The organism is Acinetobacter sp. WCHA45 (assembly GCF_002165255.2).
Taxonomy (GTDB): domain Bacteria; phylum Pseudomonadota; class Gammaproteobacteria; order Pseudomonadales; family Moraxellaceae; genus Acinetobacter.
Genome location: NZ_CP028561.1, coordinates 2226081 through 2239020 on the forward strand (window position 1 = coordinate 2226081; position 12940 = coordinate 2239020).

Here is a 12940-nt window from a genome sequence, read left to right on the forward strand (position 1 = left end):
TCAAAAACTTGTGCGGATAATTTCTTTGGACTTAGCTTCTTCAAGCTCTTGAACACGTTGACGAACCATTGTTTCAATTTCATCAACCAACTGATTTGTGTCAATTAAATGACTTTTTTCACCATTACGATAGACCAGTGAACGTGGTGATGCGCCAACGATACCGATATCCGCCTCTTTAGCTTCACCAGGACCATTCACTTTACATCCAATCACGGATAAATCCATCGGTGTACGGATATCTTCTAGGCGCTCTTCCAAAGCCTGCATCACTTGAATCACATTAAATTCCTGACGTGAGCAGCTTGGGCAAGCAATAAAGTTAATACCATTTGAGCGTAAGCCCAACGATTTTAAAATATCAAAACCGATTTTAATTTCATCCTCAGGTTCAGCCGCGAGCGAAATACGCATAGTATCGCCAATGCCTTCCATCAACAGTCCGCCCAAGGCAATTGCTGATTTGACTGTACCCGTACGGTAAATCCCTGCTTCAGTCACACCAAGATGCAGTGGATTATCTATCTGTTGAGACAGCAAACGATAAGCATCCATCGTTAAAAATACATTCGATGCCTTAACGCTGACCTTGAACTCATGGAAATCTAAACGGTCGAGAATATCGATATGACGCATCGCTGACTCAAGTAAGGCCTGCCCTGTCGGCTCACCATATTTCACTTGTAAGTCTTTTTCCAGAGAACCTGCATTCACACCGATACGAATCGAAATACCATGATGTTTTGCTGCAGCAACGACTTCACGTACTTTCTGATCCGAACCAATATTACCAGGATTAATGCGCAAACAATCTGCGCCATAGTCCGCAACTGCTAAAGCAATACGATGATCAAAGTGAATATCAGCAACCAATGGTACAGAGACTCGTTTTCGAATTGCCCCAAAAGCTTCTGCTGCTTCCATTGACGGTACAGAAACACGCATGATATCCGCACCTGCATCTGCACAGCGCTGGATTTGCGCTACAGTTGCATCCACATCACAGGTTTCAGTATTGGTCATACTTTGAACACTAATCGGGGCATCACCACCGACATACACTGAACCAACACGAATTTTACGTGTTGGACGGCGTTTAATTGGATTCACAATCATCGTATAGCTCTACTCTTTGGCATTAACGAGACAAACGGAATTCTGCTTTTCCATTAACCGTATATGGAGACAAAGATATTTGCTCCTGATTCAAGGTCAAGGATACAGCTGTTGCATCATCTAAACGAATTTGGAATGGTGATTCACCACTCAAAGTTAATGTAGATGCTTGACGACCTGTTGCTAATACTTTACCTGTTGCATCAACGATATGCACAGATGTTGGTCGACTAAAGTTCAAAACTAATTGGTCGCCAGAAGTTACGTTCGTTGTGGTTCCCATCGGTATAATTTCGACATCAGAACTTTTTGCTTTCGGCGCTTCAACTTCTGCATCATCTTTGTGGCTTGATGTCCAATTTTGTACAGCCATCACTGCCAACCAAGCTAAGACTAAAACAGCAGCTAAAATAGCAATACGCTTCAACCATTTACGGTTACGTACACTTTTCGATCCAGCAAGCTTGCCCATAGTCTTGATTGGGGAGTTGCTCAGGGCATGATTGGCCTTGAGACCTGTGTCATTGGCATAGATTTCATCAAAACGCTGGATGATGGCACTGGCATCTGCATTGAGCAGTTTTGCATAGGCACGGTAATAGCCTTTGATGAATGTGGCTTCGGGCAAGGATTTATAGTCATCTTGCTCTAATGCCGTTAATGTTTTAACGGGCATATTCAATACGCTTGCAATTTCTTCAAGTTCTTTCTTTTGTGCAATACGAATTTGACGCAAATACTCACCAGGTCGTTGAATATTTCCTAACGTTGACGATGGCGAGGTTGAGCCAGTTGGCTGATGTGAATTTGGATTTATTTCCATACGGCCTCAGTACTGTACTGTAATTGCAAATAACGTTGATATTCTGGACTCTCAGGAAATAATGCTCGTAATTGATTCACTAACACTTGCATTCCTAATTGATCCGCACTCGCTCGAGCAATGCGTAAACCAATCCAAAGTGCACGTGCACCTTGGTTTTTTTGCCCCACATTACGAACATACTGTTCGTATAGTTGCGATGCATCTCTATTATTTTGTTGCAAATAGAAAATTTCTGCCAACTCTAACATTGAAATAGTTGCATTACGATTTGCTTGTAGCGCTTGTTTGAATGCTTTTTCAGCATTCGCAACATCGCCTAACTTTAAATAGATTCGCCCCAAGTTTTCCAACGATTGAAATCGCTGTTCATAACCTAAGGTTGCACCTGCACGGGTAAATTGCTCAATCGCTTCATTATAACGTTGCATTTGATACAAATATGTACCGTAATTATTACGAGCTTGTGCATTATCTGGTTCTGAAGAAATCGCACGCTTAAAATAAGCATCTGCTTTTTCCATATTAGGTTTACTGCCTTCTTGTTGCAGTAGAATCCCCATCATCATATTTGCGTTTGCATCACGCGAATCAATATTTAAAGCTTGATCAAGAGAACGTTTAGCGGAATCCAAATCACCTGTACGAATATATTCAGCAGCCAGTTGAGAACGAACTTGAACAGCCTTTTCTGGGTCTTTCTTCAACCCTGTCGAAGATTGACAAGCGGTTAAACCCATTACAGTAAACACAACAGTAGTCGTTATAATCGTTTTTAGTCGAGTTGTATTCAACGCTATATCCCCAAGTTTTATCCTTGTGTGCGCAAAATTTCTTGTCGTTGCGCCACTTTCTTCTTCCACTGTTCCGCACGACGCGTACGGTCAGCAACCTGTCCTACCAATTGACCACATGCAGCATCGATATCATCGCCACGTGTCTGACGAATCGTACACACAAATCCGGCGTCAGACAAAGTTTTTTGAAAAGCAATGATGCGATTACGACTCGAACGTCCGTAAGGTGCATGTGGAAATGGATTAAATGGGATTAGATTGATTTTACTTGGCAAGTTTTTCAATAATTTTAATAATTGCTGTGCATGCTCAGGCTGATCATTGACACCCTCCAACATCACATATTCGATAGTGACATGGCGACGTGAGCTTTCATTACCCTCTTTAGCTAAATAACGTTGGCACGCAGCAATAAGTTGCTGTAATGGATATTTTTTATTAATAGGAACCAATTCATTACGTAGTTCATCATTTGGTGCATGTAATGAAATCGCAAGTGCAACATCGATGTCTTGCGCTAATTGATCAATTTTTGGAACAACACCTGATGTTGATAAAGTTACACGGCGTTTAGACATTCCGTAGGCAAAATCATCTAACATTAACTGCATTGAGCTGAGTACTGCATCGTAATTAAGTAAAGGTTCACCCATACCCATCATGACCACATTGGTCACGGTACGTTCACGCTCAGCAACAGGCACATCTTCCATATAAGAATAATTTGCCATCCACAACTGACCGATGATTTCTGCTGGTGTTAGATCACGTTGGAAACCTTGCTTACCCGTCGAACAGAATGAACAATCCAGTGCACAACCCACTTGTGATGAAATACACAGGGTTTTACGTGTACCTGTTTTATCTTCCGCAGGAATCAGTACGGTTTCAACCAGAGAACCTTCACCATCACCTACACGAAATACCCATTTACGGGTACCATCTTTAGAATAGTTACGGTGCACCACTTCAGGTGCTTTGATTTCGCAGATTTTTTCTAATTTTTCACGTAATTTTCCTGAAATATTACTCATTTCAGCAAAATCAGTGACGAAAAACTGGTGTATCCATTTCATGACTTGACCGGCACGAAACTTCTTTTCGCCTAAGTCTTCAAAGAATTTTTCTAATTCAGCTCTGGACATGCCAAGTAAATTTACTTTCTTATCGGCAGCTTGAACGACAGACGTAGTTAAAGACTGTTGTTTTTCATCGACATTCTCAGATGAAACGACCACTACAGAACTCATGTATATTTACCTAAACGATATCAGCGCTAGAAAATGTTGTGTGTTTTTCACACAACTCAATCTATAAAAAATAAAAAACCAGATAAGTAGTATACCACTTATCTGGCTTGAATACTTTGGATTAACGAGTGCGTGGGCAGATCTCGTTATCAGCAAAGAAGTAAGCGATTTCACGCTCAGCAGAAGCAACTGAGTCAGAACCGTGAGCAGCATTTTCGTCGATGCTTACAGCGAAATCAGCGCGGATTGTACCTGGAGCTGCTTCTTTAGGGTTTGTAGCACCTAAGATTTCACGGTGAGCAAGAACTGCATTTTCGCCTTCAAGAACAGAAACAACAACTGGGCCAGAAGTCATGAATGCAACTAAATCACCAAAGAAACCACGTTCTTTATGCTCAGCATAGAAACCTTCAGCATCAGCTTGAGAAAGGTGTTTCATTTTAGTTGCAACAATTTTTAAACCCGCTTTTTCAAAACGAGCAAAAATGTCACCAATGTGGTTTTTAGAAACTGCATCTGGTTTTACGATAGATAAAGTACGTTCAATCGCCATGATTGACTCCTATTTATGGTGTAAACTAAAAAATTTGCCGCATTATACCGATGTCATCGCCAATAATCAGCTTGAATCTGTAAAAGTTCAGTGATTTCTGATGTTTTTTTAACGAACTTCATCCAACCAAGCCATTTGAATCGCTTCAAGTAAACCTTCCGTCGACTTATTTGGGTCATCATTAAAGTCTGGTAATGCACAAACCCAAGCATGTAAATCAGTAAAACGAATCCATTGAGGATCTACATCTGGGTGTGCTTCAGTAAGTTCGATTGCGATATCAATCGTATCTGTCCAACGTAAGCCCATTTGATAACCTAATTAACAGTTAGTGATTGAGCGTACTTTAACAAATCCCAAGATTTAAAAAATAGTCTTCTATCATTAAAACTCGTTAAATTATTCAAAGAATGATATTGAAGCTTGGTGCCAACAAAATAATACCGCTAGCGACAGATGCACCAATCACCGCCCCGACGATCACATCACTTGGGTAATGTAATCCTAAAATCATGCGGGACAATGCAACCAGAATCATAAATGGCAACATCAAGATTAATAACAACGGTTGGATATAGCCTAATGTAATAGTAACCATGACCGCATGCAAAGTATGACCTGATGGAAAACTAAAATGATCCAATGGTCGCTCGCCCAGTACAATCACTTGGTGAAATTGATAAGGGCGTGGTCGAGTCGTTTTATGCTTTAAAAACTTGTAAATCCCCGTACCAACAGAACCAGCAACGAGCAAATATAGAATTTGCAGACCGTATGCCAAACCTTGTGCGATCCATACTGATAACAACATGACATACCAAAATGGTCCATCACCCAAACGACTAATCGTTTTAAAAAATAAGGCAATGCGTTGTGACTGTGAGAGATGATTAAGGTATACACACCCTTTTAAATCTAGATCGAGTATTTTTATTTTTGCATTTTGAAATTTCATACTTTTCTCCTTTCTGAGGATACTTTAGGTAGAGTTCATAAGAGGTTCCTGCGCTACCTGATAAAGTGCTTGTTCTAATTGTTGTACAGGAAACTGCCAACTGCTTTCCTGTACAGTTTCACTTGCTAATAAACCCATTTTTCTCAGTTCTGGGAGAGCTGGCAAATGACAAATGGATTGGGTTAAATTTGCGGCCTGTCCGAGAGGACTCAACCAACCTGTAACACCATGTTTGACATGCTGATGCGCACATACGTAGTCATAAGCAATCACTGGTAATCCGCTAGCAATTGCTTCTAGCACTACATTTCCAAACGTATCAGCTTGACTAGCAAAGGCGAAAACATCTGCACTTGCATAAGCGGCTGAAAGATTCTTACCACTTAAGCTACCAGTAAAAATAATATCTTCTGATATCGCTAATTTACTCAAACGAATACGATCAGGCCCATCTCCAACAATTACAAATTTTGTATTTGCACCTTGCTGTCTCTGCCAAGCATGGAAAGCTTCAATTAAGACATCAATTTCTTTTTCTGGTGATAAGCGTCCAACATACAGCATTACACGGGTATCAGCACCTACACCCCATTGTTGGCGTAATTGCTGTGAACGATGTTTTGGGGAAAACTTCGCAGTATCAACACCTCGTCCAACAACAACTAAAGGACAAGTCACACCAAAACCACGTAGTGCTTGTTCCGTGTATTGACTGGGTACACACGTGACATCTGTACTATTATGAAACCATGTTAAGTAACGTTGAATCGGTTTGACTAAAAAAGCCAAGTCAAAGAAACGGCTAAAATCTTGGAAAGCTGAATGGAATCCACTCGATACGGCGATTTTTTTTGACTTTGCAGCTTGTAGTGCTATTAAACCTAATGGACCTTCAGTCACGATATGCACTACGTCAGGTGCGAACTGCTCAAATGCTTTAGAGACTTTAAGATATTGTGGCCAACCAAATTGAACACTTGGGTATTTTGGAATAGGCTGAGACATCACCAAGCATTCTTGTTCAGGGTTAAATTCTGTACAAATCGTTTTTTGTATAGGCCTGACCAATAGAATTTTATGTCCAAGCCGTTGTAGCCCCTGACATAATTGCATCATAGATAATGCTACACCATTAATTTCCGGTGGCCATGTTTCAGTGACAATTGCGATTCTCAAACGAGGGCGAACTAAATCCCGAAGTTCAGACAATTCATCTTGTTTATTTTTGAGTTGTTTCCTTTTAAAGTAAAATTTAAAACTTTCAGGAAACTGTTCTTGCTTTAGTAGAGATGTCGCGTATGTACTTTGCATATCGCCATCCATTCGTGTCGTTATTTTCATGCTTTTAGCTTATAAATATTTTTTGACACTTTAATGATCAGTGTATGACAGTTTTTTGACAGTCTTAAAATAGAAAATGCCCGATTTCAATATGAAAATGGGCATTTAAAAGAGATCACAGGCTAATCAAGCTAAAGGATTATCCACTGCGAAAAGTTGTTGATCTTCTAAACGATAGGCCACCAGTTGCTGCCCCCAAACACAGCCACCATCGACATTTTGAATTTGAGAGCTAATGGTTTTACCCTGCAAGGCCGCCCAATGTCCAAAAATAATTTGATGGGTTGTTGCAGCCTGACTATCAAACTCAAACCACGGCTGAAAGCCTGTTGGCATCGGCGCATCAAGTGCATCTTTAAAGTCAAACTCTAAACGCCCTTCGGCATCAGTCAAACGCATTCGGGTCAGATAATTAGTAATACAGCGCAAACGTGCCATACCTGTCAGCTCATCTAACCATAAATCAGGTTGTGAACCATACATCTCTGCAAGAAAACTATCTAAAACCAAAAGATCGTCATGACCAACTACCTGCTCGACTTCTTGTGCCAATGCCACAGTTTGTTCGGCATTCCAGATACACGGCACACCTGCATGGGTAATCAGAGTTTGATCATTCGGAGATAAACTCAATGGCTGTTTACGCAACCAATCAATCAGCTCATCGCCATCAATCGCATCAATCACGTCCTGAGTACGATCTTTATCTTTAACTTTTTTAAAACCACGAGCACAAGCAATGAGGGTCAGATCATGATTGCCTAGTACAGTTGCTGCAGCACCACGATCAGCCAGTTTTTTAATAAAGCGTAATGCGCCCACCGAGTTTTCGCCACGTGCAACTAAATCACCCGCAAACCATAAAAAGTCTTGATCTGGATCAAAGCGAATTTCTTTCAATAACGCTTTCAGCGCTTCAAAACAACCTTGTACATCACCAATGACATAGTTATAGCGTTTAGACATTAAGATACCATCTGATCAGAAAGTGCGACAAAATCAGCCAAGCTTAAGGTTTCTGGGCGCGCCATCGGATCAACACCTGCTTTTTCAAAGCCATCTTCTGCCAACATCCCTTTTAAGCTATTACGTAAGGTCTTACGCCGTTGGGTAAATACATGGCTGACTAAACGTGACAAAGCTTTTTCATTTTTTGCAATAATTGGCTTAGTTTCATAAGGTTCCAAACGAAATACAGCTGATGTCACTTTTGGTGGCGGATTAAATGAACCTGGTGGCACTTCAAATAAGAAAGTCGGTTTACAGTAATACTGGATCATTACCGATAAACGACCATATTCTTTAGTGTTTGGTGTTGCCGTAATACGATCAACCACTTCCTTTTGCAACATGAAATGCATGTCTTTGACCTTGTCACCAAACTCCAAGAGATGGAACAACAAAGGCGTAGAAATGTTATAGGGTAAATTTCCCACTACACGTAGTGGACGACCGTCTTGGAACAATTGCTTGAAATCATATTTTAAAGCATCAGCTTCAATAATGGTCAAACGTTCAGGATATGGCACACGTCCCGGTAAACCGGCAGCCAAATCACGATCCAGCTCAACCACGGTTAACGCATCACACTCGCCAATTAAAGGTGAGGTCAATGCAGCTAAACCCGGTCCAATTTCGACAATATTTTCACCCGCACGCGGATTCACTGAACGTACAATTTTGGCAATCACACGTTGATCATGTAAGAAGTTTTGACCAAAACGTTTTCGAGCCTGATGCCCTTCATCTTTAGGGTTTAGGGCATTAATTTGATACATAATAATTCCAACGTGAATAATTTACTCGCCCATTACTGACGAGCTAAATCAAGTGCTAAATCCACTGCAACCTGCAAACTTGATGCTTTTGCCTGTCCAGTGCCTGCAAGAGAAAGTGCTGTACCATGATCGACCGAAGTTCGAATAAATGGTAAGCCTAATGTAATGTTTACTGCTTCACCAAAGCCTTGTGATTTTAACACAGGTAAACCTTGATCGTGATACATTGCTAAAACAGCATCTACATCTTTTAGATTTTCTGGGGTAAATAAGGTATCTGCAGGCAAACAGAGACTCATCCCTATACCTTGTGCACGATAGCTTTCTAGCACTGGATTAATCACGTCGATTTCTTCTCGACCTAAATAACCATCTTCACCTGCATGTGGATTTAAGCCACAGACCAGAATGCGTGGTTGTGCGATTTTAAATTTGCTTGTTAAGTCCTGAATCAGAATATCAATCACTTGATGCAAACGCTCTTTAGTAATCGCATCAGATACATCTCGCAACGGTAAATGTGTGGTTGCCAATGCGACACGCAATGTTTTAGTCGCCAACATCATCACCACACGATCCACACCTGCAAACTCTTGGTAAAACTCAGTATGTCCGCTAAATAGAATGCTTGCATCATTAATAATCGACTTTTGCACTGGCGCTGTAGCAACCCCTACACTCCGCCCCGACATCGCATAGTCAGCTGAACGACGTAATTGCTCTAACACATAAGCAGCATTGGCTGAATCTAACTGACCTAAAATAACAGGTTTTGCTAAAGGCACATGCTCAACGAAAAGCTGCCCTGCTAAACTCGACCGTTTTTCGCCCTGAAATGGAATAAGTTCAACATCAATATTTAAATGTTTGGCGCGCTGCTGCAACATCTGAACATCAGCCAAAATAACGATCGGTCGCTCATCAACACGGTTTGCTAGACTTAGACAAATATCTGGTCCAATTCCGGCTGGTTCGCCAGAAGTGACATACAAAGGCAACATGACTCACCAATTCTAATTTTAAGCATTACGTTATAGTTTACCGAAAAAAACAATCCACTCCCCATATAAGCAAAAGTTTTTGAAAAAATATGAAGTGAAAATTTACAAGCTGATAAACAATAAATACAATAAATTTATTTTCACCAATAAATACAAGAATATAAACTATAAAAATAGAATTTAAATGCCACTAAAGAAAATCAATCGGAATAACATTAGAGCGATTAGATGCCACAACACAACGCTGATGAAACACTTAAAATGATTATCCATCAAGTTCTATTCCCTCTCAGCGCGCGCCCCCCCCTAAATAAGAAGCAATCAAGAAAGAGAATAAAACTAAATAGTGAACAATTTGTAATTTTTAAGGCTTTTTCGCTTTAGGCAGATTTTCAGGCACTAAATTAGAAGGTACAAATTCAACTTGACGAGTCCACGGGTTAATTTTTGGTTGTACCTTTTTCTCAGGTTGAACAACCGCCATCTCTTCTTTCTTTTCTACCGCAACAACCGCAGCACTACTCGGCTTCTCTATAAATGGATTTGCAATCGGCTCCTTTTTCTCTACAGGTTGAGGCTGCTGCACGAGTTGTGGTTCTTTCTTTTCTGGCAATGGAGGTGTATTTACTGGGTGAGAAGTATAAGGAGAAGCGATAGCACCTTGTTTTACAATAGTCTGCGATGATTGTTGATGCAGGGGAGCATTTGCTTGCTCTGAAGAACTTGAGGGTTGTGCTAAGGGGTTCGTTTGATCATCTGGTATTTCAAGTGGTTTCATTTCAGCAGTAACCATCATTGCTGGATCAACATGCTCACCACGACTCTCCAAGACTTCAACTTTACGACTTGTACCTTCTTTGGGCTGAAATTCAGAATAATTGGTTACACTGCCCTCATCGACCCATTTGTAGAGGCGTCGTGCATTCGCTTGTGTGGAACAAGCTATTACGCAAATAGCGACTACAATAATGTTTGTAGAAAACGACAATTTCATCAAATTCCCCAAAAGAAGAGGTAAATACTTCTACTTATTTCAAATAATTAATTCAAAATGATAGGTTAAATACCACCACCTCTCAAGCCAAAAAATGTAGCTCAAAATTAACGGCGATATAGTTACAAAATCGGTCACATTGCAGCAAAATATGACATTAACAATGAATTGTTCTTGTGTGATTTTAGAAATTCATGTAGAATTCGCTCTCCTTTTGTTTGGGCGATTCCTTGCTCAAACCAACTATAATAGGTAGTGGTTAATGAAAACTCTCAGCGCTAAGCCTGCTGAAGTTCAACACGACTGGTATGTTGTTGATGCTTCTGGCAAAACTTTAGGTCGCCTTGCGACTGAAATCGCTCGTCGTTTACGCGGTAAGCACAAAACTTCTTATACTCCTCACGTTGACACTGGTGACTACATCGTTGTGATCAATGCTGAACACGTTCAAGTGACTGGTAATAAATCACTTGATAAGAAATACTATCGCCATACTGGTTTCCCTGGTGGTATCCGTGAGACTAACTTTGAAAAGTTAATCGCTCACAAACCTGAAGCAGTTTTAGAAAAAGCTGTTAAAGGTATGTTACCAAAAGGTCCTCTTGGTTATGCAATGATCAAAAAAATGAAAGTGTACGCTGGTAGCGAGCATCCTCATACTGCTCAACAGCCACAAGTTTTGGACATCTAAGGGATACAGCACATGGCTACTAATTATGGTACAGGTCGCCGTAAGACCGCAACTGCACGTGTTTTCTTATCAGCTGGTACAGGCAAACTCGTAATCAACAATCGTACTTTAGAGCAATATTTCGGTCGTGAAACTGCTCGTATGGTTGTGCGTCAGCCTTTAGAGCTTTTGGAAGCAACTGAAAAATATGACCTTTACATCACTGTTAAGGGTGGTGGTATTGGTGGTCAAGCTGGCGCAATCCGTCACGGTATTACCCGTGCGTTGATCGCTGCTGACGAAACTTTAAAACCTGCTCTTCGTCAAGCTGGTTTCGTTACTCGTGATGCTCGTGAAGTTGAACGTAAGAAACTTGGTTTACGTAAAGCACGTAAACGTCCTCAATTCTCTAAACGTTAATCGTTTTACGAATTGGACAAAAACCTCGGATTTATCCGAGGTTTTTTTATTTATATAGATCTACATATTTCTAAGATGCTTTTCTTATATTTTTTTAGTATGCTAAACCGTTTACTTGATTAGCTTTGTGATATGTCATCTGTTGAAACGACCCCAGTTCAGGGCATTACGCTTTATAGTCATGCAGATGATTTCCGCTCACATTGGATTCGTTTTTTACTCGCTGAAAAGCAGATTAAATATCATCTGATTATCACCGATCATGAAGATGAAGATTTGGCTGATCTCAACCCCTACAATCAACTTCCTATGTTGATTGAACAAAATCTAAAACTTTTTTCACCAAATATCATTAGTGAATATCTGGATGATCGCTATCGTCAAAATAAGCTTTATGCGGATGCTCCAATGGCTAGAGCGGAGCAACGTCAATATATTTGGCGTTTTGAACAAGATTGGTTCAAGCTTGCAGATCAAATGCTTAGACATACCGATACACTGAACCCGCAAGAAAAACAAAAAGCCCAGAAAGAACTTAGAGATACGCTTATTTCACTCACCCCATTATTCCAACATTTTCCTTTTTTTATGTCTGAGACGTTTTCAATCTTAGATTGTATGCTCGCACCAATTTTTCTTAGATTAAAAAGTATGGGAATTGAACTTCCACCGCAACATTGCCGACCTATTTTTTTATATTGTCATCGTGTTTTCAGTCGCCCATCTTTCATTAAATCAATGACAGCTCAAGAAAAAAACAGCTACAATGATTTAATTCCTATGATTAAATAAGCTTGTAAATTATGTCAGATCAATTAAATGTTACACCCACACGCCCTTATCTTGCACGTGCCATTTATGAATGGATTTGTGATAACCAATTGACGCCTTATTTACTCGTTGATGCAACACAACAACACACAGATGTTCCTCAACAATTTGTAAAAGATGGACAAATCGTTTTAAATCTGGCACCCCATGCAATCCATCAATTTCATATGGATAATGATGCCATTTCATTTTCAGCCCGTTTCGGTGGGGTCGCAAAAGATATTTATATACCTATTCGCGCTGTTTTAGGGCTCTATGCTAGAGAAAATGGACAAGGTTTATTTTTTGATCCAAGCGAATATGGCGATATTCAAGAGACTATCGAAACTCCAATAGAAGATAAAAAGCAAGAAGCCGAACCGAATAAGAAAAAACCTTCTCTTAGGATTCTAGATTAAAAGCGAGGAAATG

Annotated in this window: 16 protein-coding genes; 4 read left to right on the forward strand and 12 right to left on the reverse strand. The window is 40.2% G+C overall.

The annotated features are described in order from the left end of the window. The 12 genes from ispG to CDG55_RS12135 form a co-directional block, all read right to left on the reverse strand. Nucleotides 1-1116, reverse strand: coding sequence for a flavodoxin-dependent (E)-4-hydroxy-3-methylbut-2-enyl-diphosphate synthase (ispG, locus tag CDG55_RS12080; protein WP_087535643.1), 1116 nt, complete (start codon nt 1114-1116; stop codon nt 1-3). Nucleotides 1117-1138: 22 nt separating this feature from the next. After that, on the reverse strand, nt 1139-1939 hold the full coding sequence (locus CDG55_RS12085) for a helix-turn-helix domain-containing protein (protein WP_087535642.1): 801 nt from the start codon (nt 1937-1939) through the stop codon (nt 1139-1141). Further along, nucleotides 1930-2733, reverse strand: coding sequence for a type IV pilus biogenesis/stability protein PilW (pilW, locus tag CDG55_RS12090; RefSeq protein WP_087535641.1), 804 nt, complete (start codon nt 2731-2733; stop codon nt 1930-1932). Before pilW ends, CDG55_RS12085 begins: the two co-directional genes overlap by 10 nt. Before the next feature lie 17 nt (nt 2734-2750). After that, complete coding sequence (gene rlmN / locus CDG55_RS12095; protein WP_087535640.1) at nt 2751-3986, reverse strand: 23S rRNA (adenine(2503)-C(2))-methyltransferase RlmN; 1236 nt, start codon at nt 3984-3986, stop codon at nt 2751-2753. A 121-nt stretch (nt 3987-4107) separates the two neighbouring features. Next, entirely contained in the window at nt 4108-4539 is a 432-nt protein-coding gene (gene ndk, locus CDG55_RS12100) for a nucleoside-diphosphate kinase (RefSeq protein WP_003654870.1), read from the reverse strand. Nucleotides 4540-4647: 108 nt separating this feature from the next. Continuing rightward, nucleotides 4648-4848, reverse strand: coding sequence for a Fe-S cluster assembly protein IscX (gene iscX, locus CDG55_RS12105; protein ID WP_004664895.1), 201 nt, complete (start codon nt 4846-4848; stop codon nt 4648-4650). Between the two features lie 94 nt (nt 4849-4942). Continuing rightward, nucleotides 4943-5494 carry a phosphatase PAP2 family protein gene (locus tag CDG55_RS12110; protein ID WP_087535639.1) on the reverse strand — a complete coding sequence of 184 codons (552 nt, stop codon included), beginning with the start codon at nt 5492-5494 and terminating at the stop codon, nt 4943-4945. Nucleotides 5495-5518: 24 nt separating this feature from the next. Next, the gene (locus tag CDG55_RS12115) at nt 5519-6805 is read right to left on the reverse strand and encodes a glycosyltransferase family 4 protein (RefSeq protein WP_087535638.1); all 1287 of its coding nucleotides are present in this window, start codon (nt 6803-6805) and stop codon (nt 5519-5521) included. Between the two features lie 156 nt (nt 6806-6961). Beyond that, nucleotides 6962-7801 carry a symmetrical bis(5'-nucleosyl)-tetraphosphatase gene (locus CDG55_RS12120; protein WP_087535637.1) on the reverse strand — a complete coding sequence of 280 codons (840 nt, stop codon included), beginning with the start codon at nt 7799-7801 and terminating at the stop codon, nt 6962-6964. Further along, a complete protein-coding gene (gene rsmA, locus CDG55_RS12125) occupies nt 7801-8613 on the reverse strand; it encodes a 16S rRNA (adenine(1518)-N(6)/adenine(1519)-N(6))-dimethyltransferase RsmA (protein WP_087535636.1) in 813 nt (270 codons plus the stop codon). Before rsmA ends, CDG55_RS12120 begins: the two co-directional genes overlap by 1 nt. A 32-nt stretch (nt 8614-8645) precedes the next feature. After that, nucleotides 8646-9614, reverse strand: coding sequence for a 4-hydroxythreonine-4-phosphate dehydrogenase PdxA (gene pdxA, locus CDG55_RS12130; RefSeq protein ID WP_087535635.1), 969 nt, complete (start codon nt 9612-9614; stop codon nt 8646-8648). 364 nt (nt 9615-9978) lie between these two features. After that, a complete protein-coding gene (locus tag CDG55_RS12135; RefSeq protein WP_087535634.1) occupies nt 9979-10608 on the reverse strand; it encodes a hypothetical protein in 630 nt (209 codons plus the stop codon). 262 nt (nt 10609-10870) lie between these two features. On the opposite strand from CDG55_RS12135, the gene rplM reads away from it, so the two are divergent. The 4 genes from rplM to CDG55_RS12155 all read left to right on the forward strand — a co-directional run bounded on the left by rplM (nt 10871) and on the right by CDG55_RS12155 (nt 12927). Next, complete coding sequence (gene rplM / locus CDG55_RS12140) at nt 10871-11299, forward strand: 50S ribosomal protein L13 (protein WP_004664909.1); 429 nt, start codon at nt 10871-10873, stop codon at nt 11297-11299. 12 nt (nt 11300-11311) lie between these two features. Further along, nucleotides 11312-11698, forward strand: a complete 387-nt coding sequence (rpsI, locus tag CDG55_RS12145) for a 30S ribosomal protein S9 (RefSeq protein WP_004675485.1) — start codon at nt 11312-11314, stop codon at nt 11696-11698. A 132-nt stretch (nt 11699-11830) separates the two neighbouring features. Then, the gene (locus CDG55_RS12150; RefSeq protein WP_087535633.1) at nt 11831-12490 is read left to right on the forward strand and encodes a glutathione S-transferase N-terminal domain-containing protein; all 660 of its coding nucleotides are present in this window, start codon (nt 11831-11833) and stop codon (nt 12488-12490) included. Between the two features lie 11 nt (nt 12491-12501). Beyond that, nucleotides 12502-12927, forward strand: a complete 426-nt coding sequence (locus tag CDG55_RS12155) for a ClpXP protease specificity-enhancing factor (RefSeq protein ID WP_087535632.1) — start codon at nt 12502-12504, stop codon at nt 12925-12927. The last annotated feature ends 13 nt before the right edge of the window (nt 12928-12940 follow it).